This is a genomic window from Acetatifactor aquisgranensis (assembly GCF_943193215.1).
In the GTDB taxonomy this organism is placed as follows: Bacteria; Bacillota; Clostridia; order Lachnospirales; family Lachnospiraceae; genus Acetatifactor; species Acetatifactor aquisgranensis.
This window is the reverse complement of sequence record NZ_CALPDH010000044.1, coordinates 12,789-35,118: the sequence shown is the minus strand read 5'-3', so window position 1 is coordinate 35,118 and position 22,330 is coordinate 12,789. Positions and strand designations below refer to the sequence as shown.

30 protein-coding genes are annotated in these 22,330 nt (G+C 53.5%); 1 reads left to right on the top strand and 29 read right to left on the bottom strand.

Going from position 1 to position 22,330, the window contains the following annotated elements; genetic code table 11:
* From NFS35_RS25560 to NFS35_RS25460, 21 genes are all read right to left on the bottom strand, one after another.
* Nucleotides 1–815: phage portal protein (locus NFS35_RS25560; protein WP_251209846.1), on the bottom strand; the 815-nt coding region annotated here is incomplete at its 3' end.
* Between the two features lie 62 nt (nucleotides 816–877).
* Nucleotides 878–1,759 carry an FRG domain-containing protein gene (locus NFS35_RS25555; protein ID WP_251209845.1) on the bottom strand — a complete coding sequence of 294 codons (882 nt, stop codon included), beginning with the start codon at nucleotides 1,757–1,759 and terminating at the stop codon, nucleotides 878–880.
* Between the two features lie 53 nt (nucleotides 1,760–1,812).
* Nucleotides 1,813–3,363: a terminase large subunit gene (locus tag NFS35_RS25550; protein ID WP_251209844.1), complete on the bottom strand. Its 1,551-nt coding sequence runs from the start codon at nucleotides 3,361–3,363 to the stop codon at nucleotides 1,813–1,815.
* Complete coding sequence (locus NFS35_RS25545; protein ID WP_251209843.1) at nucleotides 3,363–3,839, bottom strand: phage terminase small subunit P27 family; 477 nt, start codon at nucleotides 3,837–3,839, stop codon at nucleotides 3,363–3,365. Before NFS35_RS25545 ends, NFS35_RS25550 begins: the two co-directional genes overlap by 1 nt.
* Before the next feature lie 81 nt (nucleotides 3,840–3,920).
* Entirely contained in the window at nucleotides 3,921–4,109 is a 189-nt protein-coding gene (locus tag NFS35_RS25540; RefSeq protein WP_251209842.1) for a hypothetical protein, read from the bottom strand.
* Between the two features lie 13 nt (nucleotides 4,110–4,122).
* Nucleotides 4,123–4,404 (bottom strand): Nmad4 family putative nucleotide modification protein, encoded by a 282-nt coding sequence (locus NFS35_RS25535; protein ID WP_251209841.1) that lies wholly within the window; start codon nucleotides 4,402–4,404, stop codon nucleotides 4,123–4,125.
* A gap of 15 nt (nucleotides 4,405–4,419) precedes the next feature.
* Nucleotides 4,420–4,608, bottom strand: coding sequence for a hypothetical protein (locus NFS35_RS25530; protein ID WP_251209840.1), 189 nt, complete (start codon nucleotides 4,606–4,608; stop codon nucleotides 4,420–4,422).
* A gap of 168 nt (nucleotides 4,609–4,776) precedes the next feature.
* Complete coding sequence (locus tag NFS35_RS25525; RefSeq protein WP_251209839.1) at nucleotides 4,777–4,956, bottom strand: DUF5049 domain-containing protein; 180 nt, start codon at nucleotides 4,954–4,956, stop codon at nucleotides 4,777–4,779.
* A gap of 11 nt (nucleotides 4,957–4,967) precedes the next feature.
* Nucleotides 4,968–5,294 carry a hypothetical protein gene (locus NFS35_RS25520; protein WP_251209838.1) on the bottom strand — a complete coding sequence of 109 codons (327 nt, stop codon included), beginning with the start codon at nucleotides 5,292–5,294 and terminating at the stop codon, nucleotides 4,968–4,970.
* A gap of 136 nt (nucleotides 5,295–5,430) precedes the next feature.
* On the bottom strand, nucleotides 5,431–5,649 hold the full coding sequence (locus NFS35_RS25515; RefSeq protein ID WP_251209837.1) for a hypothetical protein: 219 nt from the start codon (nucleotides 5,647–5,649) through the stop codon (nucleotides 5,431–5,433).
* A gap of 19 nt (nucleotides 5,650–5,668) precedes the next feature.
* Nucleotides 5,669–5,995 (bottom strand): hypothetical protein, encoded by a 327-nt coding sequence (locus tag NFS35_RS25510; RefSeq protein WP_251209836.1) that lies wholly within the window; start codon nucleotides 5,993–5,995, stop codon nucleotides 5,669–5,671.
* A gap of 21 nt (nucleotides 5,996–6,016) precedes the next feature.
* Complete coding sequence (locus NFS35_RS29995; RefSeq protein WP_330640462.1) at nucleotides 6,017–6,502, bottom strand: DUF4314 domain-containing protein; 486 nt, start codon at nucleotides 6,500–6,502, stop codon at nucleotides 6,017–6,019.
* Entirely contained in the window at nucleotides 6,499–7,155 is a 657-nt protein-coding gene (locus tag NFS35_RS25500) for a gamma-glutamylcyclotransferase family protein (protein WP_251209835.1), read from the bottom strand. The genes NFS35_RS29995 and NFS35_RS25500 overlap by 4 nt, the downstream gene beginning before the upstream one ends.
* A gap of 76 nt (nucleotides 7,156–7,231) precedes the next feature.
* A complete protein-coding gene (locus NFS35_RS25495; protein ID WP_251209834.1) occupies nucleotides 7,232–8,122 on the bottom strand; it encodes an amidoligase family protein in 891 nt (296 codons plus the stop codon).
* A gap of 192 nt (nucleotides 8,123–8,314) precedes the next feature.
* Entirely contained in the window at nucleotides 8,315–9,199 is an 885-nt protein-coding gene (locus NFS35_RS25490) for a hypothetical protein (RefSeq protein WP_251209833.1), read from the bottom strand.
* A 105-nt stretch (nucleotides 9,200–9,304) separates the two neighbouring features.
* Complete coding sequence (locus tag NFS35_RS25485) at nucleotides 9,305–11,287, bottom strand: DNA cytosine methyltransferase (protein WP_330640461.1); 1,983 nt, start codon at nucleotides 11,285–11,287, stop codon at nucleotides 9,305–9,307.
* Nucleotides 11,277–11,456, bottom strand: coding sequence for a hypothetical protein (locus NFS35_RS25480; protein WP_160562181.1), 180 nt, complete (start codon nucleotides 11,454–11,456; stop codon nucleotides 11,277–11,279). Before NFS35_RS25480 ends, NFS35_RS25485 begins: the two co-directional genes overlap by 11 nt.
* On the bottom strand, nucleotides 11,449–12,690 hold the full coding sequence (locus NFS35_RS25475; protein WP_160562182.1) for a site-specific DNA-methyltransferase: 1,242 nt from the start codon (nucleotides 12,688–12,690) through the stop codon (nucleotides 11,449–11,451). Before NFS35_RS25475 ends, NFS35_RS25480 begins: the two co-directional genes overlap by 8 nt.
* Before the next feature lies 1 nt (nucleotide 12,691).
* Entirely contained in the window at nucleotides 12,692–13,111 is a 420-nt protein-coding gene (locus tag NFS35_RS25470; protein WP_160562183.1) for an RNA polymerase subunit sigma-70, read from the bottom strand.
* Between the two features lie 318 nt (nucleotides 13,112–13,429).
* Nucleotides 13,430–13,783, bottom strand: coding sequence for an HNH endonuclease (locus NFS35_RS25465; protein WP_251209832.1), 354 nt, complete (start codon nucleotides 13,781–13,783; stop codon nucleotides 13,430–13,432).
* A gap of 21 nt (nucleotides 13,784–13,804) precedes the next feature.
* On the bottom strand, nucleotides 13,805–14,224 hold the full coding sequence (locus NFS35_RS25460; RefSeq protein WP_251209831.1) for a hypothetical protein: 420 nt from the start codon (nucleotides 14,222–14,224) through the stop codon (nucleotides 13,805–13,807).
* A gap of 189 nt (nucleotides 14,225–14,413) precedes the next feature.
* Between NFS35_RS25460 and NFS35_RS25455 the strand changes: the two genes are divergently transcribed.
* On the top strand, nucleotides 14,414–14,692 hold the full coding sequence (locus NFS35_RS25455) for a hypothetical protein (protein WP_251209830.1): 279 nt from the start codon (nucleotides 14,414–14,416) through the stop codon (nucleotides 14,690–14,692).
* 28 nt (nucleotides 14,693–14,720) lie between these two features.
* On the opposite strand, the gene NFS35_RS25450 is transcribed toward NFS35_RS25455, so the two are convergent.
* From NFS35_RS25450 to NFS35_RS25415, 8 genes are all read right to left on the bottom strand, one after another.
* Complete coding sequence (locus tag NFS35_RS25450) at nucleotides 14,721–15,029, bottom strand: hypothetical protein (RefSeq protein WP_251209829.1); 309 nt, start codon at nucleotides 15,027–15,029, stop codon at nucleotides 14,721–14,723.
* Between the two features lie 97 nt (nucleotides 15,030–15,126).
* Complete coding sequence (locus NFS35_RS25445) at nucleotides 15,127–15,612, bottom strand: hypothetical protein (RefSeq protein ID WP_120413694.1); 486 nt, start codon at nucleotides 15,610–15,612, stop codon at nucleotides 15,127–15,129.
* A complete protein-coding gene (locus NFS35_RS25440) occupies nucleotides 15,609–16,958 on the bottom strand; it encodes a DEAD/DEAH box helicase (RefSeq protein WP_251209828.1) in 1,350 nt (449 codons plus the stop codon). The genes NFS35_RS25445 and NFS35_RS25440 overlap by 4 nt, the downstream gene beginning before the upstream one ends.
* Nucleotides 16,939–17,232, bottom strand: a complete 294-nt coding sequence (locus NFS35_RS25435) for a VRR-NUC domain-containing protein (protein ID WP_016293644.1) — start codon at nucleotides 17,230–17,232, stop codon at nucleotides 16,939–16,941. The genes NFS35_RS25440 and NFS35_RS25435 overlap by 20 nt, the downstream gene beginning before the upstream one ends.
* Entirely contained in the window at nucleotides 17,178–17,390 is a 213-nt protein-coding gene (locus NFS35_RS25430; protein WP_016293643.1) for a hypothetical protein, read from the bottom strand. Before NFS35_RS25430 ends, NFS35_RS25435 begins: the two co-directional genes overlap by 55 nt.
* A 200-nt stretch (nucleotides 17,391–17,590) precedes the next feature.
* Complete coding sequence (locus NFS35_RS25425) at nucleotides 17,591–19,972, bottom strand: virulence-associated E family protein (RefSeq protein ID WP_251209827.1); 2,382 nt, start codon at nucleotides 19,970–19,972, stop codon at nucleotides 17,591–17,593.
* Nucleotides 19,969–20,373 (bottom strand): hypothetical protein, encoded by a 405-nt coding sequence (locus NFS35_RS25420; RefSeq protein WP_251209826.1) that lies wholly within the window; start codon nucleotides 20,371–20,373, stop codon nucleotides 19,969–19,971. Before NFS35_RS25420 ends, NFS35_RS25425 begins: the two co-directional genes overlap by 4 nt.
* A gap of 12 nt (nucleotides 20,374–20,385) precedes the next feature.
* A complete protein-coding gene (locus tag NFS35_RS25415) occupies nucleotides 20,386–22,326 on the bottom strand; it encodes a DNA polymerase (protein WP_251209825.1) in 1,941 nt (646 codons plus the stop codon).
* Between the last annotated feature and the right edge of the window lie 4 nt (nucleotides 22,327–22,330).

The following is a 22,330-nucleotide window of genomic DNA, read 5'->3' as shown; positions in this document are numbered from 1 at the left end:
AACTGTGCCTCCTCCGGGGGAATCCCGATCTGCTGGTACTTTAGGCCTTCTTCCAAAACTGCCACCTTCCCGGCATTTTTAGAGCCGCCATAAACAGCATGCCAGCTCTCCCTTACCCTTGCCGGGTCTTTCAATACCCCCGGATGCTCCAGCACCCCGCCCGGCGTGGCCCCGTTCTCGAAAAAGGACGCTCCGTATTCCTCGCAGGCCAGCGTCATGCCCACCGCGTTCTTTGCCATAGCGATAGGGGAATATCCCACCAGCCCGTCAAAGCCAAGCCCCGGTATATGCAGCACATCCTCCGGCTTAAGACGTACCCTGCCATACTCGGAAAAGTTGGGATTCTCGTCCGTGTTCCGGGTGTAAGTGTAGAAAAGCCGCCCATGCTCGTCACGGTCAACCTCCATCTTGTCCGGGAGCAATGGGTACAAAGATAATACCCTGCCGCTCCCGTCCCGGATGATCTGCGCATAGGCATTGCCCCATATCAATAAATGGCTCATCAGCGTCTCCCTGAACACGAAGGAAGTCATCTCCGGGTTCGGCTCGTCATGGAGAAGGTAATATAATGGGTGGTCATACACCCGCTCCTTCCCGGTATCCGTATAGCGGTACACATGGATCGGCAAAGACGCAACCGCCTCCGCCAGTATCCGCACACAGGAATAGACCGCCGTGGTCTGCATGGCGGTACGCTCATTCACATTCTTCCCGCTGGTGCTTCTCCCAAAGAAAAAGGAATAAGCCTGACCGCCGTAGCTGTCCTTTGGCTTATCCCTCGCACCCCTTGTTCCAAAAATGGATGGTAGTTTCATAGGCACCTCCTAAAAATGGGTAAAAAGAAAGCACCTCCGAAGAGATGCCGCAATTCCAAAAGTTAATCTGGTAACAAATATTCTTTTGTAATTCCCTTTTTTTCAAGATATTCTAAGATTTCTTCTTTTAGTTCTTTACAGATTACCATTTTTACCAACGCATTTCCATTTCTCAATCCTTTTGGGATTTGTACTGAATGAGGGTAAAACATATTATATCCTGCATGGGAACTGATTCTCGCCATACCCTCCAACGGGTGCTCGAATTCCACTCCACATACATAAAAACATCCGCTTTGTCTCTTTAATCTTAAATTGCTTTCTTTGGCAGTTTCAGGCGGAACCGCCATAAAACCATGATCCAAGAAAGAAACAATAGCAGTATTTAATTCTATCGTTTCCTTAAATGCCTCTTTAATCTTTGGGTTTTTTCTCAGTATCATTTCTGATAACTCTTGTACCGACATCTTGGAATCACTGTTTATCTGGGCTACTTCCGCCAATACACTTGCTGTATACCATTCTGCTTTATGTGGCGAATAACACCACATGAATAAGGCACCATCCTTATCCATATTTTCCGAACACGCAAAATACAAGGCTACATCTTTATCCGTTGTAAAATCAATAAATCTGGTGCCCGTCCTGTAGTGTTGGACATATGCAATTAAATCAAATGAATTCCCATCATGCATGGAACCAAAATCAGCCAGTATTTCATTCTCCTGCTCCTTTGCACCTTCTATACTGGCACGTATTTTCCATGATTCATCACTTTGCCCTCTAAAAAAAGTTTGCAGATAGACTGACGGATCATCAATGGCAGATATTCCAGGTCTTGGTAGATTATAAAAACTATTGTAATCGGCAATGATTTTATTAATATCTTCATTCGTATTTACACGGATTTCTTGGTATTCATATTTCTTTTCATACAACGGCATACCGTTCAACCTCCAAATTTCTTTTCGACAAGTATATCATAAATCCAGCCATTCTAAAAGGACAAAATCCCCCTCTCGTCATACACGCTGCCCGTGCTGATGCCACCGTTCCGTATCGCCCGGTCAAGTCCCATGATGGTGGCGACAGCGCCGTCTATCTTCTCCGTGGATTTTTCCTTGTCCGGCTTGATGTTCCCCGCCGGGTCTGTGCGGACGAAGATATTATCCATCATCCACCGCAGGACGGGATGCCCGCCGTGGGCGATGTTCTTCTCCAGAACAAGCTCCATCAGACGCTTGGTGGGCGGCGACATATCCTTAAAGCCCTGCCCGAAGGGGACCACCGTAAATCCCAATCCCTCAAGGTTCTGCACCATCTGCACAGCGCCCCACCTGTCGAACGCAATCTCCTTGATGTGGAACTTCTTTCCGAGATCATCAATGAAATTTTCGATAAAGCCATAGTGGATCACGTTCCCCTCCGTGGTCTGCAAAAATCCCTGCCTTTCCCACACGTCATACGGCACATGGTCACGGCGCACACGCAGGCGCATATTTTCTTCCGGTATCCAGAAGTACGGAAGTAAAATATATTTTTCCGTGTCATTTCTCGGAGGGAATACCAATACAAAGGCGGTAATGTCAATGGAACTGGATAAATCCAAGCCTCCGTAACATTCCCGCCCCAGCACTTCCCGCTCGTCCACAGGGAAAGCGCAGGCATCCCATTTCTCCATCTGCATCCACCTTGTGGACTGCTTCACCCACTGGTTTAATCTGAGCTGCCGGAAAATATTTTCCTCCGCAGGATTATCCTTTGCACTCAGATACGCATTCCGCACCTTCTCGATGTCAATGGTATGCCCCAGCGAGGGGTTCGCTTTCCTCCACACATCCTCCGATGACCAGTCCGCATCATCGGACGCGCCATAGATCACAGGGTAAAATGTAGGGTCTATCTTCCTGCCCTGCAGGATGTCCTCCGCCTTCTGGTGCTGCTCGAAACAGACGGAATGTCTGTCCGTCCCGGCTGTAGTTATTAAAAAGAATAACGGCTGCGTCCTGGCATCGCCGGAGCCTTTGGTCATGACATCGAACAGCTCCCGGTTCGGCTGGCTGTGCAGCTCATCAAAAATAACAGCATGGACATTCAGCCCATGCTTGGTGTAGGCTTCCGCAGAAAGCACCTGATAAAAGCTGTTCGTAGGCTTATACACCAGACGCTTTACCGACATAACGGGTTTTATCCTCTTTTTCAGCGCAGGGCACTGCTCCACCATATCCACCGCCACGTCAAAGACGATGGACGCCTGCTGACGGTCAGAGGCACAGCCGTAGACCTCTGCGCCCCACTCATTATCACCGCAGGTCATATATAACGCCACGCCCGCCGCCAGTTCCGATTTCCCGTTTTTCTTCGGGATTTCCACATAGGCAGTGTTGTACTGCCTGTAACCGTTCTCCTTCACCGTGCCGAACACGTCCCGGATGACCGTCTCCTGCCACGGGAGCAGTTCAAAGGGCTGCCCCCGCCATTTCCCCTTGGTATGTTTCAGGCAGTTAATGAAATCTACCGTCCGTTTCGCCTTTCCCTCATCAAACACTATCCCCCGCCTCCCTTAAAGAGCAAAAGCTCCATTGCATCGCTTTCCTTGTCCTCGCCATTATCCGCAACGATACGGCTCCGGGAGGAAGGGGTAAGGCCGAACTGCTCACAGAAACGGTTCATGATCTTTAAATAGGTCTGTGCGATGGAGACCTGCGGCACCTGCTGCCAGTAGCCGGAGGGCGTCTTTACGATAGTGCCGTGCTGTGTGATGAATTCCTCGGCTTCCTTCCACCGCGCATATGCCTGACAGTATCCGGCAAAAGCCGCCATGTCGATCTCCGTGAGGATGCCCAATTTCTCCATCTGCCCCGCCATACGTTTCCATTCCTTTTTTGCCTCGCCCTCCAGCCATGCCGGACAGCGGGGCGCTTTCTTTTCCGGCTTCGGCTCGCCCGTGTTAAGGCTCCGCTTGCCCGGATTGCCCTCCAGCGCCTTTACCGCCGTGGGCTTTGGTTTCCTTCCGCTCTGCACCTGTGCCGCCTCCTTCCCTTAAATTTGCACAGCAGAAAAGGGCTCCGAAAGAAGCCCCTTTCCGCTGCTATGTATGTACTTTTATTCCTGCTCCGAAAGTGCGTCCGCCGCAACCCTCGCCGCCTGCAGTGCATTCTCCTCATAAAAATATGGGTCTATGCTTTTGGAAACCTCCGCGCCGCTCTTGTCGAAAATGCGGAAACCATAACCAAGCGCCCCATCATCCCATGCTGTCTGCAATTCATATCCGTTGTAATTTTCCTTCATCATCGTGTTTTCCTCCTTATGCCCTGCTGAGCGCCCACTGCATGGCGTGTCCGCCGTCCTTGAAAGTCTCCTCTGCAACCTCCACAAGGTTGATCCTGCATTCAATCGCCCCAAGCCCCGTTTCCTCCGGCGTCTCGATGAACTCGTAAATGGCCGCTTCGTACTGCCCTCTCCAGTTTACCATCGTCACCAGCACCTTTTCTCCGAAGGTTACCGCCGCCCCATAGCAGGAAGGAATCTGATCCTGCAGGTGTTCGATTGTGGTGGTCTGTAAAAAATTAATCTCATGTTTTTTCATAGTCCTTATTCTCCCTTATTTCATCAAGTTGACCGTTGCAACCCTGATCTCATGCTGCTTTCCCCAAATGTGGTTCAGTATCATGTAGTTTGATGCGTCCAGCCGGTTCTTCGCCCAGACCTTGACGGTCTTCATGGTCTTGGTTCCCTTCGGTGTGTAGTCGATCTCGAAAAGTGTGGCTCCCTCAAATTTCCTGTTCAGCATTCTGTTTTCCTCCGTTTTTCGTGTTTTCCCTTTCGGTAGTACACATGTTACCTCTGAATGCGGCTATTATCCACTCATTTCTGCGCTATAAATGTGACAAAGATAGGTGGGATAAATTGTGTACATTACAGCGGACGGCTCTCCTTCCCGGAAAGCCGCCCCGCTGTGTCATTCTTTGCCCGTAAGAATGAAATTCCAGTATTCCTCCCGGTTTTCCTCGATAAAAAGGACCAGTTCGTAAAAGTCCATATCGAATGCCGCCCTCTGCACTGCGGCCATGTCGCACATATTGGCAACACCGCTGTCACGGACTGCAAATATCTGTTCCCTGATTTTTTCTGTTATCATTCCTGCCTCCTTTATTCTGCCCGCAGGACATCCACCAGCCATCCGGCTTTTTTGTGGAATTCCCCTGTTGCCTTTTCCAAAACGCTGCTCTCCTCGTCAATGTAGTGCAGGCTCTTACCGACCTTCACAAACCGCGCATCCTCGTACCCTTTGACGCTGGTGCGGTAAACGCAGGCGCGTCTGCTTTCCCCGTCATAGCTTTTGCCGTCCCATCCGTTGAAAGTGAATATGATGCTTTCCTTTGTTTTGGTGAAGTTCGCCTCGAAATCCACCCTCGTGATTGCTGTGTTGTATTCCTTTAAGCTGAATCCGTTCCTTAATCCGTAAATGTTCATCATGTGCGTACCCTCCGTTTTTTCGTGTTTTCCCTTTCGGTATTACACATATTACCTCTGAAAGCACACATTATCCACTAAAACCGCAGGCATAAATGTACCAGAGATACTGCCTGCGGTTTGTGTACATTATGGCAGTCTATGAAAACTCCACCATATGTAAGGTTTTGCACACGCGCCTGTATTCGCCGTGTTTTAATGCCTGCTTACTGCTGTGCCGCACCTTCCGGTTCAGGTATTTTTTGTTAAGGGAAATGCCGCGCCTCAGTTCGCCCCTCATGCTGTAGGGGCCGTTGCCCCGCTGCCAGCAGTTGCGTTTCTCGTGTGCATTTCCCGGTGACCTTTCCTGCATTGCCATACCAATCTGCCTCCTTCCCTTATTCCAGATGGCGGGTAAAAGTTATCTCCCGTTCCGCCACCTCACGCATCAGTCCTTCCGCCTTACGGCATTCCTCGGCAAGCTCCCCGGTCTGCCGCACGGACATCCACCTGTCATCCCTTTTATGGACGGCAGCCTCAATCCGGAGCGCCACCTTTTCCTCCCTCCTGCCGATGCCCATAAGGCTGGCACACTGGACGCACCGTAAGTCCAGCAGATGTTCCCGGCCTTCCCAATCTACCCGAGCCGGCACCCCGGCCTTCGTCCGGTATCCGTGTTTTTCCATAATGGCTTTTACCTGCTGCTCTGCTTCTGCCCATTCCATCCCTCTGCCCTGCCTTCCCCGTCAGTACACAAGGGCGCTCACCACACCCTGTTCATCCCGGACATCCGCCTCTTTGCAGCGGAATCCCAGAAGTTCCCGCACTTCCATCTCCATTGCATACTCCGGGGTCCCCGGATGGCCTTTGGGTTTCATCTCCCCGGCCAGTATTTTCCCCGCATCCTGCGCCGTAAGGTCAACATACCCTGCCGGGGTCATGAAGTGGAATGCTTTCACGCTTGGGAGACAGCGCCGCAGCAGTTCCCCCACGGTCACCTCCCCGTCCCCGATTTTCACCGCATAATCCTCGCAGTACACCACGGCAAGGCTGCTGCCGTTCTCCCAATTCACATGGATACTGCCGCTGTCATCCACCCCCGTCACGACTCCGCGCATTCCGGGCGGCATCTCCCTGTAAGGGTCATCCATCTTTATCAGTTCCACTCGGCAGCCCTGCGGGTATTTTTCCCGCAGAGCCTCCAGTTCCTCTTCCCTGATATCAATCCTCATCCTGCACACCTCCGTTCCCCTGTAGGGAAGCGAGCGCCTCCTCCCTGCTGCGGAACAGCCTGCGCGGGGATGCATTGACGCCGTTCCCCCCTCCTGTCCTGCAGGTCGAAATACCTCCCGTCAAATCCCCGCACGGTATACCAGTCCGTGAGCTGCTTTTTCCGGTTAGTTATCATGAAACAGGTGTCGCCCATCCTCCATCCGTCCGGAAACTCCCTGTCCTGCATGCTGGCATTATAGGCATCCAGCAGTATCTCCATCGGGAATCCAAATTTCTCATAGGCGCGTTCCAGCACCCCGTAGTAAGCGCTGCCCGGTTTGCCAGCCTGCCGCCGCTCATCCATGATGTACACCATCGCCGTCACTTCCTGCCCGCCAAGGCTCACCGTCAAATGCTTTTTGTAGTAAAAGGAAGGGGATCCCTCGTAGCGGTCAAGGCTTGCCTCGTCCCGCTCCCCGATCTCCCAGACCAGCACCGGCACCCTGCCGCCCTCCTGCGGCTCTATCGTGGCGTATGCCCCCGTCAGCGAGCCTTTGAACAGCAGGCGGTAACCTTCCACCTCCGCCTGCCCCAAAAGCCGCGCTGTGGGGCACCTGTAGGCCATCTGCCCCTCGTCCATGTTGCTGCCGTAAGCAATGTACAGTTTCTTCATAATCACATCATCCTTTCATTTTTAGTGAGGCTGCCCTCCTACTGCCTTAAGGGCGGTCTCCCGCCCGTTATGGCCTTCAAGCGGCGTTCCGCCATGCGGAGTTGCCTTCCAGGTGTTTCAGGAAGTGGAGCCTGCAGGTCTTGAACTCGTCCCCGCTAAGCCCAAGCCGGAGCATCCAGCACCGGAATGCGTATTTTTCGTTGTCGGTCACAGTCTTTCTTGCGGAGGCTTTTTTCTGGGTCAGCGCCTGGTGGCTCACCGCAAGGCAGAACTGTATGTATGCTTTTATCTCGCCCGCGTGGGTGGTGCTGTTGAAAAGCCGGAACTCCACCGTCCCCTTCGTGAAGGTCGAGTGTAAATTCAATCCGTGGTACCTTGTTTCGTTGTAATGCTCCGTCCTGCCCCTTGTGGAGCCTGCGTACCAGATGTCCTTTAAGGCTTCCATCGTCTGCGGCTTTCTGCGGTTGATGGCCTCGATCAGCCTTTCGTTGGTCTTCTGGCACCACCGCATCCTCGCGGGGTCTATCTGCAGGGCTTTGTAAAGGATGTCCTCCTTGCTCGCTATGATGTTCACAAGGTTCCGCAGGGTCTGCGGCGTGTAGCGGCTGGCATCCACATGGATGTGTATGCCGCACTGGCTGTTTACAAAAGCCCCTTTGTGTCTTAGCTGCCTTACGATCTCCTGCAAATCCGGCAGGTCTTCGTAGGTAAGGATGGGGCTGACGATCTCGCATTTGTAGGTGTCGTTTGCGCCTACCGTGCGCCCGCCGCTCTTTTTCTGTGCGATGATGCTGGAGTCGTAGGTGGCTTTCCATGTCCTGCCCTGCCTGTCCTTTGCCCCGTAGGTCTTGTAGTAGGTGCCGATGTAAAAGCTCTCTGTGCCGAAATATTCTGCGATGGCCTCCGCTGCCTTTTCCCTTGTAATCCCTGTCATTTCAATCTCAATCCCGAATCTCTGTGTCCTCATGTGCGTTTCCTCCTTGCGTCTGCTTTTCTTTTGGTAGTCTATTAATCACTCTGAACGCACTATTTATCCACTTATTTCTGCTCATAATGTACACAAAGATTCGGGGGAAAAGAGCCGTAAAATTGTGTGTTTTACAGCCTTTTCTGCTGTGCTTTTCCGGGTATCTTCTATGGTATAAATACGGGAGGCGGTTTACTCCATTCCCTTTTCAAAACTCTGGTTGACCTGTTCGATCAGGAGGGCATCCGCCACCGCTTCCGCCAGCATCACCTCCGGCTGCCCTGCCGCTTCCGCCGCTGCCTGCAGCCTTGCCGCCTCCCGCTCGTTCCGGCGGGCTTCCTGCCACCTCTGCCTGTTTTCATCGGTGCGGAAAGCGGAATGCCCTTTCAGGTTCTTAAGCAGGAGGTTCCTGACCTCTTTTCCCTCTTTCCCGCCAAAGCCCAGCCGCAGGAGCCATATCCTCATGTAGTATTTTTCATTCTCCTCGATGGTCTCATCGGGCCTGATGCGTTTCTGCTCCCGCGCCTGCTGTGCCATCGCCGCTGTAAGCTGCGTGAATGCCCGTATCATGTCGGGGTCGTTGATGGCGGGGAGGGTGAATGCCGCTTTCCCGTCCGGGAAACTGATGCCCCTGCACCCCTCCGCATGGCTCCCGAACACCTGCAGGAATGTTTCCGCATCGGGAACCTCCGCGCCGCCGAGCGCCTCCACCAATGCCGCGGGTATCCGGAAGACCTCCTCCGCAAAGGCGCGGTTGATAAGGTACTGCTTGCTGTGGATGAGGTAGATGAGGTTCTTAAGCCCCTCTGCCGTCATGCCCTCCACCGGGAGGCTGACCGTTGTTTCCTCAATCTCCGTCTGCGGTGTGTCGATAAGCCCCTGCTCCAGAAGCCCTGCCCTTACCATCTCCGCTGTTTTTTCATCCTCCGTCTCCACCGCGCCGCTCCTGTCGATGGTGCAGTTCCCTACCTCGTAGGCGCAGGTCGGCACCCCAAGGTACCGGGAAGGCTGCCCTAAAATCCCGCTGACCGCTTTCACTACATCTTTCCTGTTTGCTGCATTCGTTTCAATCCTCATCCTTTTTTCCTCCGTTTTTTAAGCCCTCCGGCTTTGTTTTCCCTTTCGGTACTACATTAATCACTCTGAACGGGGATAAAAGCAACATAAATGTCGGAATAAATGTCACAATAAAAATTCCGGGAACTGTGCATAGTACACAATGCCGCAAAGCACGAAATATACATTGGGCAGGGCGCAGCCGTTCCCCCACATACGGTATTCTGCGGAATCGGAATGGGGGTCTTTCAGCCATTTCAGTATCTGGCTGTCGGACTTCGGCTTGGTGGAGGTACCCATTACCTTACGGTGGGTCTCGAACACCTCACGCCAGAATATCATTTCTTCCTCCGTGGGATTCTCCGTACCCAGCCCGTCACACCACCAGTCCGGGAACCCCTGCAGCCTTGCGCATTCCGTGGGTGTCAGCCTGCGGACGATATAGTCCGGCCCTATGATATGGTAGTCACCGCTGAACGCCTCCTGGTTGCCCAGCCACTGCTTGGAGCCCATACTTGCGGAGAGCGTGCCGAACACTTCCTTGCCGGATGCGGTCTGCACGTCATTGATGACGGGCGGGTCCTTGTAATCCGTAGCCACCAGCGTGTTTGCCAGTTCCTTTTCCGCCCGCGTGAAATGGGAATTCTTGCTCGTGCAGTAGGTGGGGTATGCCACCGCATGGCGGTCTGCCCCTGTCAGGCTGAAGCACACATCCTCATTCACGCCGCTGCCCTGCGGGCCGTTCTTATCATCCCGCCCGATCATGGAGCCCTGCACCGCAACAACCGCTATGCCGCCCTGATTCGAGGATGGATTGTTACAGTTACAGTCCAAAGTCCGTGCGGTCTGTGCTTCATAGAAACCGCTGTGCGGATTATCGGACTTCATGGCGTTGCTCTCTTTGGAGCAGATGCCGTATGCCTGCACCACAAGCTCATTGCAGCGGTTCTCCCCGATGTCAAATGTGTTCAGCGTGTTTGCCACTTCCCCATCCTTCCATGTGGGTGCTTCCTCTGCGGAATGCGGGCGCGTCCCTTTGCAGAAAGGCACAAAGAGGGTCTGGTCATTGCTGCAGGAAAGCGTTGCTGATTTATCGTCCTGTATGAGTGCACCTTTTCCGCCGCCCTCACATCCGGAGCGGATTTTCAGCGTCTTGGGCGTTTCCACCACGAACGGCTGGTTGTTGCCGCCCATGCCGTAGGTGGCATTGACCGTGGGCGCGGTCTCCAACGGTCCCTTATATCTCGTATCTTGTGAATGATTTTCAAATACGGCCTGCTCCAGCACACACGGCGGATGGTGCGCCTCCGCCCTTAAGGTACACGTCACATCATCGGTCACGTCCATGCGGCTGCCGCCCTGGTCATTCAAACAGACTCTGATGCCGCCTGTTTCTCCAATGCCCTGCGCAGCACTTCCGGCAGCTCCTTGCCACGCACGGAAGCCCTGCGGAGTATACCCTGACACGCCTTCGGACTCAAATAATATCTTTCCGGCACTCCCGCCTGTAAAATCTGCGACAAGGTAGATGCGTTTTCTACGTTGGGGGACGCCCCACAGGCAGGCATCGACCACCCGCCACGCAAGGGAAAACCCGTCTGCCATGATGCATCCGGCATTCGTCCATTTTCCCTTTGGAGGCTGAGGTACAGAAATGTCCCCGGCTTTAATGGAGCAGACCGCGTTAAGGACTGCCCTGAAATCCTCCCCGCCATTTGAGGAGAATGCCCCCGGCACATTCTCCCATACGATAAATCTTGGGTATCTCCCATCTGTCGCACACCTCATTTCCTTTATGATCCTGATTGCCTGAAAAAATAAACTGGACTGCTTCCCGTCAAGCCCTGCACGTTTTCCCGCTATTGAGATGTCCGTGCAAGGCGAGCCGGATGTTATGATATCAACAGGTTCTATTTCATCCCCGCGGATGCTGTTCACGTCACCGTAATGTTTCACGAAAGGCAGCCGCTTTGTGGTCACCCGGATAGGAAAAGGCTCCACTTCCGCAGCAAATACCGGGCGGATTCCGGCAAGCAGACCGCCAAGCTCAAAAGCGCCGGAGCCTGAGAACAGGCTGCCCAGCGTCAGTTTCCCATTTTCATCCATCATCCTCACCCCCGTCCAGGTCGTCACAGGTGATGCCCGTCAGTTCCGTCAGCACATCCTCGCAGGAAGCCACCGCCGCATCCCATCCGCGGCTGAATGATTCCGATGCGTCACACCCGCCAAGACCATGTATCCTGCGGAATATCTCAATGAAAAGTTCCCTGTCACTCATTGCCCGCCGCCTCCCCCATCAGTTCTGAATATGGGATTTTCACCCCGTCCCTCTCAACAAATACATTCTCCGCAGAGCCAAAATCCTGATAATAGCGGTTCACAATCACATCCGCAAACTTCTCATCCAGTTCTATGGTGTAGCAGATGCGGTTCGTCTGCTCACAGGCGATCAGCGTGGAGCCGGAGCCGCCGAAGGGGTCCAATACAATGCAGTTGCTCATACTGGAATTCTTGATGGGGTATGCCACCAAGCCCACGGGCTTCATGGTCGGATGCTGCTCGCTCTTCTTCGGGCGGTCAAACTCCCATATGGTGGTCTGCTTCCTGTCGGAATACCAGTTGTGCTTGCCGCCCTTCTTCCATCCGAACAGGCACGGCTCGTGCTGCCACTGGTAGGGACTCCGCCCCAGCACAAGGCTCTGTTTCTTCCAGATGCAGCACCCGGAAAGGTAAAAGCCCGCCGCCTTGAATGCGCTGCGGAAATTCAGCCCTTCGGTGTCGGCATGGAACACATAAATGGATGCGTCCTGCTCCATGTTCTGCTCCATATTTACGAATGCGGCGAAAAGGAAGTTATAGAACTGCTCGTTTTCCATGTGGTCATTCCTGATCTTCCCGGCAGTCCCCTCATAATTTGCATTGTACGGAGGGTCCGTCACCACAAGGTTCGCTTTCGCCCCTGCCATCAGCACATCGTATGTCTCCGGCAGGGTGGAATCGCCTACCACCAGCCTGTGCCGCCCAAGCGTCCAGATGTCGCCCATCTTTGCCACGGCGGGCTTTTCCAGTTCCGCGTCAATGTCGAAATCATCCTCGGTCACTTTCTTATCGTGGACGGAATTGAATAGCTGCTCGATCTCCGGCGGCTCAAAGCCGGTGAAGGACACATCAAAGTCCGAATCCTGCAGGTCGGCGATAAGGTCTGCCAGCAGCTCCTTGTTCCATTCGCCAGTGATCTTATTGAGGGCGATGTTCAGCGCCTTCTCCTTCTGCTTGTCAATGTCAATGACGATGCAGTCGATCTCCTCATAGCCTAAGTCCGTGAGGACTGTGGCTCTCTGGTGTCCTGCCACAATGGTCATGTCTGAGTTGACGATCACCGGCTCCACATAGCCGAACTCCGTGATGGAGTTTCTGATCTTCTCATATTCCCTGTCACCCTTTTTCAGTTTTTTCCTCGGATTGTATGCCGCCGGAATAAGGTCGGCTATTTTCAGACGTCTAAACTCCATTTCAATCCCTCCAGAACCTTGCTTTGATGTAGCAGTCATGGCTGCAATACTTCGGATGCCTGCTGCCATAGAAGGAAAACTCCCTGCCGCAGCATTCACATTTCTTTGTGACAATGGCTTTCCTGTTCCCCTCCTGCGGGTGCGCTTTCCACCACTGCCGTCTACATTTTTCTGAGCAGAATTTCCTCGGCCTGCCCGTCCCCGCCTGTGCCGTTTCCTTCCCGCAGCAGATACAGATGCCGTTCTGCACCTCCCGCTCCTGCAGGTTCTTCACGGTTGCCGCCACATAGCCGCCCATCCCTTTTGCCTTGCAGTGGTTGCGGACGATGTCGCGGGAAAGCCCCAGCGCCTCCGCAATGGCACGGTAGCCCATGCCCTTTAAGCGCATTTCCTTCACCTGCGCCGCCTCAAAATCGGTCATTTTCCCTCCACCTCCATCAAAAAAAGGCCAAAAACCAGCGTTTTTTGATGGTTTTTAAGCCCAAAAACATGGGTTTTTCGGTACTTTCACGCAAAACTAAAGTGCCTGAAAGCCTTGAAAAATCAATGTTTATGTAAGATTTTGGGGCGATTTCCTATCCCCCCTGTGCGAATTTGCGAAAACGCGCGTTTGAGGGGGCGGCGGTCGATATTTTTCGACAGTTTTAGAGATAACTCGACCCCCTTCCCCATGCGGATTTCCACGGGAAATGTTGTGCCTTGTCGGAATATGGAAGAAAAAGAACCATCACGGAAACCGTCAGTAATGGAACTCCTGATAGCGGTCCTCCGTCATGGTTTTATGGTCATGGCAACTCTTACAAAGTGCCTGCCAGTTGCTCTCATCCCAGAACAGCTTCGCATCCCCTCTGTGGGGAACGATGTGGTCAACCACAGTCGCCCGCACCAATCTCCCCTGCTCCATGCACTTGACGCAGAGGGGATGTGCTTTTAGGAATCGTATCCGTGTCTTGTTCCACCTGCTGTCATACCCACGGGCGGATGCGCTGGCACGGTCAGAGGCGTGCAGCCCTGCGTGTTCTTCACAGTACATCCCGCCCGTCAGCTTCGGGCATCCGGGATGCCTGCATGGTTTCATCGGTCTCCTCGGCATGGCTGTACGCCTCCTTCCTGTTTACTCTTCCGGCAGCCGCCCGCACAGCGCCCTGTAGGTCTGTGCCAGCATCCCGCCCCATTTTTCACACTGCTCCGACACAGCCTTTAGCTGCTCCGCAAGGGTGTGCATATGGAACCGTGGCTCGTAGTTATCCAGCGTCTCGTTGATGTCCGTCAGATCAAACCGCTCATGCAGGTTCTCCGCCATGACAGCGTTCATGCATTCCAGGTCCTCCGCCAGCGTCCCCAATATCAGTTCCTCCAACTCCGCCGCCGTGCGGAACGTGTGGAACACCTCGAAGTACCCGTGTTCCCTGTCATACACATAAAAGAAATGTGTGCCGCTCCTGCCAAGCGCGATGTCCGCATCCCTCTCCGAAAAATAATCCCGGTATCTCTCCGCCATTTCCAGTGCTTCCTCCCAGCCTTCCGGCATCATGCTAAAACCTCCCTTCTTCCTTTGGTGTGGGCATTTTAACTCTGAATCCCGTTTATGGCAAGGTGGTTTCCCGCTTATCTCCCTAAGTGGCAGGGTGCTTATAAAACCGCCGTTTTCTTTGTCACTATCTGGTATTGGCTGCTGCGCCCCTCCTGTTTTAAACTGTCTCCCGAAAGGAGGTGGCGTGCCATGACAGACGGGGAATTCCTCACCCAGACCGTCATAGAACGGATGGACCTTATCTTCCGGCGGAATAACAAAGAGCCGACAGGGGAAGAAAAGGCAGAGCGGCAGGAGCGGGACGCACAGTTCCGGCGCATCCTTGACAGCCTCCCGGAAGATGACCGGGAACTGTTAAAGGGGATGCAGACGGAGGCATTCCGCAGGGCTGCCCGCGAAAACGAGTTTTATTACCGCGAGGGCCTTAAGGACGGCTTTTCCCTCTACCGCTTTGTGAACAGCGGGTAAAGCAGACGGGCGGCAGTGAAGGAAAGCATCACCACTTCTTCACGCCGCCGTAATACTTGTCAGCGATGGCCTCCTGCTGGTACTCCGGCAGGCTCCGTAATCTCTCGCTCACTTTCTCCAATGACTGCGCCTGTTCTTCCCTCGTCTTATGGAAGTGGCAGGTCTCGCCCTGGCATTTGCCACAGCGCAGAATGTTGCAGTTCCCATTTTCATTTTTCGCAAAACAATCCATCAGCATCTCCTTTCCACCCTTTCCGCAAAAGAAAAGGACAGCGGTGAAAGGATAAAGCCCGCTGCCCTGTGCGGAGGCGTGAAAAAAGCCCCGTGGCTTCTCCATCAGGGCTCCCTACACTTCTTCGCAGTTTGATACTACCATAAAAATTTTGAAAAAACAATTCCGATATAGTCTACACTTAGTCTCACGTTAGTATCACCTAACTTAAAATATATTTCATTTCCACATCATCCCTGAATTCATACATCTGGTCCATCTCCCTTGCCGCCTTTTTCCGGTACCGCCCCACGGTACTGTAGCTGATGCTGTATTTCTCCATAAGGCCGTTCCAGTCCATCTGCTCCATGACCATGTCCCTTACGAATTCCGGCAGCCTGCCGCTCAACTGTGTCATCAGGAACCCAAAGAAATCTATTTCTTCTTTCAGGTAGAGGTACCGCCGGAAAAGTTCATCAAAATACTCATCGTCCAGCCTGTCCGCCACCCTCCTGTAATATGCCGCCGCTTTCCCGGTCTTATCGGAAACCATGCCCTCCTGCACCCGTTCCCCCTGCGGCTTGGAGAAATTCATGCTTTCAATGACATCTTCTTTCCTGATTCCCTCAAAATCCCGTATCTTAAATTCCAGCACCGTCATTTCCTGCTTCATCTTCGTATAATTTTTAAACATTTCTTCTGCCCTCATTTCCCACCGCCTCCAATCCTCGCTTTTACCGCATCCACAAGTGCCGACTGCCCGCAGTCCTTTTTCTCCAGTGCAGCCATCACCCTCTCATCCAGTGTGCCTTTGGCGATTAAATGATGGATCACCACCGTCTCCTCCTGCCCCTGCCGCCACAGCCTTGCGTTCATCTGCTGGTACAGTTCCAGCGACCATGTCAGCCCGAACCACACCAGCGTGGAACCGCCCGCCTGCAGGTTCAGCCCATGCCCCGCCGATGCCGGGTGGATCGCCGCCACCGGGATTTCCCCGGCATTCCATTTCCGCATATCCTCCGCCGTGTCCAGTTCCACAGCCCCGGTGTGCTTTTTCAGCCTGTCAAGGTCATGCTTATACCAGTAGGCAATTAACACAGGCTTTCCGTTCGCCGCCTCAACCAAATCCTCCAAGGCTTCCAGCTTGCGGTCATGGATGTGTTTCACATTCCCGTTCTCATCATAGACCGCGCCGTCCGCCATCTGTAAAAGTTTATTGGAAAGTGCCGCCGCGTTCACCGCATCAATGTCACCGTCTGAAAAGGGAAGGAGCATATCCCGCCCCAACTGTTCATACAGAGCCATCTCCTTTTCACTCATAATGACCTCCACACGGTTGTAGACGCATTCCGGCATATCCAAGTAGTCCACAGCCTTCATGCTGATGCAGATGTCGGAGATTAAATTATAAATCATATCCTCTGCACCCTCCCTGGGCTTATAGGAAAATACCATCTCACGGCTGCGTTTGTCCGGCACGAAGAACCGTTCCCGGTAGCCGCCGATGAACCGCCCCAGCCTCTGCCCCATATCGAGGATGCCGATTTCCGCCCAAAGGTCGATCAGTCCATTGGGTGCAGGCGTCCCGGTAAGCCCCACGATGCGCCGCACCATCGGGCGCACCTTTTTTAATGCCTTGAACCGTTTTGCCTTATGGGACTTGAAGGACGAAAGCTCATCAATCACCACCATGTCAAAATCCCATTTATGGTTTTCCACCAGCCACTCCACGTTTTCCCTGTTGATGACATACACCTGTGCGCTCCTGTTAAGTGCGGTTATCCGCTCTTTTTCAGAGCCGAGGACTACCGACATTCCAACTCCCGATAAGTGATCCCATTTTGCCAATTCCGCAGGCCATGTATCCCTTGATACCCGGAGAGGGCCAATAATCAGTATTTTTCGGATGTCAAAATAGTCAAACAATAATTCCCATATGGCGGTGAGCGTGATCACTGTTTTCCCCAATCCACAATCCAAAAACAATGCGCTCACCTTGTGGCTCACGATAAATTCTTTTGCATATTCCTGATACTCATGTGGCACATATCTCATCCAGCACACCTCCGATCTGCTCCACCCCGTCAATCACATAAACGGGAAACCCTAAACATTCCAACTGCCTCATTCTTTTCTCCTGCAGGGGTCTCGGCTTCTTCCCCGGAGCCTTTAACTCCACAAATGCGATCTTCCTCCCAGGCAATAAAACAATCCTGTCCGGCACCCCATCCAATCCGGGTGAGGTGAATTTCACCGCCATGCCTCCCATCTTTTTCACTGCGTCTGTGAATATCTTTTCCACACGTTTTTCGGAATGAACCACAGCCATAACGTCCCACCTTCCTCTCCGTCCACATGGACTGACTTCACGCCCAGCAGAGCCTTCTGCCGCTTTACTTCCGTCTTTTTTATGCCGTTTTCCTCTGCCAGTTCATACACCTTTTTATAATTTACGAATCCGTCTTTCAGGATATCTTCCAAAAACATAGCTGCCTCCAGTCTCAGGAACAACGGAACGAACGAACAAAAAATCCCTATATTGCTATACGCGTGTATGACATACACACACATCCTCTTTCTCTTTTATTTTTATATTTCTCATATAGTAAAGGTTGTTCCGTTGTTCCTATAAATCCGCTAACGCCCATAGTTGCTGGCTTTTTTCAAAGAACAATCTGCCGGAACAATCATCCGCCTTGTTCCGTTTGTTCCCGGCAGTACGCCCTCTGCTTCCCATAAACGGGGAAAACATACATCCCCGTCCTCGTCCCGGCGTACTTCTCCCACCCTTCGATCTTGCGCATGATGGCATTGATCTCATAGGAATCTATCTTTTTGAGCGCCGAGGATTCCCGCCCGAAGCACTCGCACCATATCTCCATGTTGCAGACCAGCGTCCGGCGCACGGTGCCTTTCCGCTGCGACTCCCCGAATTCACTGCCGTTTAAGAAGTTCCTGCGGTCATATAAACCCATTTCATCCCAATCCTCCGGGAGCAGCGTGTCAAGGTACGTCCGCACCAGGCCTTCCCGGTCATCCGTCTCCATCGCCTCCGCCTGCTCCGCAATGGCGATCTGTGCCTCCTCCCCTTCGAGGTAGAGCTTCTCCCCGGAACGGTACAGCGACACCGCCTCCGCCCATATCTGCCATATCTCCTCCCCGGTGATCTGCCAGGGCTTCTTCCGGCTCTCCCTTCCCACCCGGACAGGCCAGAAGCGGCGGTTGCCCGTCACGTCGCGCAGGAAGCCGTTTTCTGAGTTGGTGCTTCCCACGATGATGCACTGGCGCGGGTGGCTCTCCACGTTCATGCCGTAGCTTGCACGGTACTTGTCATCCACGCGGGAGAGGAAGGACTTCACGGTCTCCACATCGGTCTTGCGCATCCCGGCAAGCTCGCCCAGCTCCAGTATCCAGTAGCCCTGCAGTTTCTCCGGGCCGGACTTGTCGCGCATATCGGTGAGGGTCAGGCTGTCGGAGAACCATGCGCCGCCCAGCTTTGCAAAGAGCGTGGACTTCCCGATGCCCTGCGGGCCGTTCAGGATAAGGACGGAATCAAACTTGATCCCCGGCTGGTATATCCTCGCCACAGCCGCCGCCATCGTCTTACGGGTGACCGCCCGCGTGTAGCTGGTATCCTCTGCGGCGAAGTAATCCACCAGCAAAGTCTCCACCCTTCCCGTGCCGTCCCATTCCGGCAGGGCATCAAGGTATTCACGCACCGGGTGGTATGCCCGCTTCGCCGCCACCGCAAGCACAGCGTCCTTCGTCCTGGTCGGGGAGTACACGCCATACACATTGCTCAGATATACTTTCAGGGATGCGAAGTCGGCATCATTCCACCCCGGCTTGATCTGCTTCCACGGAAGTCCCTCCCCGGCATCTATCCCGTCCCGGTGGAGGTTGAACGCAATGGAGCGCAGGCGCTCATCGCTTCGCATGACCAGCACAAGGTTATCCAGCGTGGGCTTTACCGCACCCTGCCTGTCAAGTTCCAACGCACCCTGCCAGTCATCGGACGGGGCGAATTCCTCCCCCGCCGCTTTCTGCCGCTCCTGCGCCAGCGTGGCTTTCACGTTCTCATCCTTCACGGCAAACTCACTCATAGCGGTAAAGGAGGGCAGCTTGGCAGGCTCCGTGTCCTCGGACGTTTTCGCATCCATCTCACCGAATCTGTGAATCCGCACCATGTCAAAGGCGTTCATCAGCCTGCCGCAGGCCGGGTCCGTGGCATGGTGGGAGTAAGCGAATTTCCCTTCATAAATGACCACGCCCGCCTGTGAGTCTGCCGGGATATAGTCATACCGCCCCGGCATGGTGCTTGGCTGATAGACGTCAGAGAGAAAGTTTGCGATGGCATCCTCGATGGAATACGTCCGGCAGAATGCGCCAATAACGCCGTCTTTGGAAAGCGGGTCTGCCTGTTTACGCATTTCCCTCTGGACGATGTTCTGCTGCCTGCTGCTCACCGGCCATTCGGAGGAATCCCGCCAGTCCTTATACCGTGATAGCACATCGTCCGGATTTAACGGCTCCCCCTCAATGTCACGGAAAATAAATTCCCCGTCAGAGGAGGTGGACGGCCAGTACATGAGGCGGCTCGGCTCATAGGTGGTGTCATCGAACATCTCAATCCCGATGTCCTCCGCCACCTTGCGCGCCACCGCCACATATTCATCCGGCGACACCGGGCGGGATAAGATAATCACAAGGCGCAGCCTCGGATTCTCCGGCGTGTGCTTGTGGGTGGAATAAATGAAACAGCGGTAATTATACAGCATCTCTATCTGCTCGATCACTCCCGGAACTGCATGGTCAATATCCAGCGTTATGATAATGCGGAACTCCACACAGTCCTTCTTCCTCCTACCGCCTTTCAGCCTGCCTCCCACAAAGCCGCCCACGTCCTTGATGGCGTCCTGCTTTGCTTTCGTCATCTTCATATACTGCTCCACGGTCTCCGCCGTGCGGATGGTATGGGAGATGCGCTCTATAAATTCATCCAGCTCCATCTCCACGTTGTTCCACCGCTTCTCCATCCTTGAATTGCCTGTTGATATATACAGTTTCATTCCTTCCTGCCCTCCAATAATTTCAGATTTTTCATGCACTGGTTATAGATGATCTGCTCTTCCCTGGCCTTCCTTCGGTAGAAATGCCATTCCTCCGATTTTGCCGTAAGGGACTCCGCCTTTTCCGAAAACGCCTGTGCTTTCCCGGAATGCTCCCGTGCCTTTATCCGTAAGAACTGTTTCAGTTTCTCCCTGTCATCCTCTTTTGCAAAGCGCCGGATCAGCGGGAACACCTTCCTTGCCACCGCCAACCTGCATGGGAAGAACTCATGGATATAAAGCTCCATCCTCCCGTTCTTATAAACCATCCTTACCGTTTCCTTTTCCGCTTTCTGCTCCGCCATACGCATCCCGCCGTAGGCAGTCGGGTCATGGTACCCTTCCGCATTCCTTCTCTCCATATATTTCTCCCTCTACATTTTCTGATAAAAACTACACTGGTAACCGTCCGCCCGGAGCGGCAGTCCCTCCGCCCATACAGGCTGAACCGCCATAACCTCACACATCTCATCCACGGAGCCGATTCCATCCGGCACTTCCGCTATGATCTCATCATGGCAGTGCATCACGATAGGATAACCTTTCTTCTCCACCCGGAGCATTGCCTCCGCCAGTAAATCCCTCGCCGTCCCCTGCACGATGTTCTCCACCAGCTTGGGGCCGTAGGTTTCTATCCGGCTCCATTTCTTGTTTTCGGAAATCCCCTCATAGGTCAGACCATCGCGCCCGAATCGGTTCACTGCCATCCTCGGCTTCACATAGGACAGCTTGCGCCCGGACGGGAGCGTGATAAATAAAATCCCGCTCTTATATTCAAAAATGATCTTTCCGACTTTTGTTTTCTGCTTTTCGGTAACCGCCTTTATTGCCGCCGCATCCACATCCCACCAGAACTGCACCATATGCGGATTGGCTTTCCGCCATGCCGCCACAAGCGGAGGAAGTTCATCTTCGGTCAGCCCCATATCCAAAGCCCCCATTGAAACGAGTGCGCCAGTGGAGCCGCCATATTGGCAGGCGAGGGAAGCTACTTTACCTTTCGCCCGCTCCGGACTGCCCTTTCCGATCTCCGCCATAGGGATGCCGAACATCCTCGATGCCGTCATTTCATACAGTTTCCCGTCACCACGGATAACGTCCAGCACCCATTCCTCGCCGGAAAGCCACCCCATGACACGGGCTTCAATGGCAGAAAAGTCTGCCACCACAAAGCGGCATCCCTGCTTTGGGATAAAGGCTGTACGGATTAATTCTGAAAGCACATTCGGTGTGGAATCATATAAAAGTTCGATATCCTCAAATCTGCCTTGTTTCACAAGCTCCCTCGCCAGTTCCAGATCGGGAATGTAGTTTTTTGGCAGATTTTGGATTTGCACTATTTTGCCTGACCATCTTGACGTCCGATTTGCGCCGCAGAACATCAGCATCCCGTGTACCCTGCCATCCGAACAGACAGACCGCTCCATAGCCTCATACTTCTTCACGGATGTTTTTGCCATTAATAATCTTAATTTGAGCAGTTCCTCCACTTCCCCGTCCGTCTCCGCTATCATCTCCGCCACTGCTTTCTTGGAAAGGCTCTCCGCCTCCATCCCCATGTCCCCAAGCCAGCCTTTGAGCTGTGCCACGGAGTTGGGATTCTCCAAGCCCGTCAGTTCATAGGCGCGTTTCGTCACCACTTCCTTATGCAGACGCTCACAGGCAATGGCCTGCTCCACAAGCCCCATATCCACCAGAACGCCCCGGTCATTGATGCGCTGGTCTAAGCGGTACAGTTCCATCTCGCTTTCCGGGATGGGGAAATTATGCAGTTTCCTGCGGATGGATTTCTCCACATCCACATCCCTCTTGCAGTAGGTCTTGAATAGTTCCCACTTCTCCGGCGCATGGCAGGGGAGGTTCCTCGCCCTGCCGCCGTTTGCTTTGGTCGGCTTGCAGGGGACGCAGAAATACCGGATCAGTTCCTTGCCCTCCTTCATCTTCTGCTCATCCAGACCAAGCACCCTGCCCACGTCCTCCAGTGACCGTGGCAGGGCGAGCATTGCCGCCTGCACCGCGCTGCAATGCCAGGACTCCGGGGGAATGTATCTCGCGAAATGTTTTGACAGGCAGGTGCGCTCAAAATTCGCATTGTATGCTGTCTTGGTCACTGACACGTCAAAGATGGCATCCTCCACTTCTGCCGGGAGTTTCTCCCCCTGTGCCAGATCTATGATCTGTGTTTCCCCTCCGTCAAAGGAATAAGCAAATAATAAAATCTCAAAAGCAGGGCTGTCCGCATAGGCGTATACCCCGCATTTGATCAAATCCACATCGCTGAAACTTTCGATATCCATTTCAAGCACCCGTTCCATGACA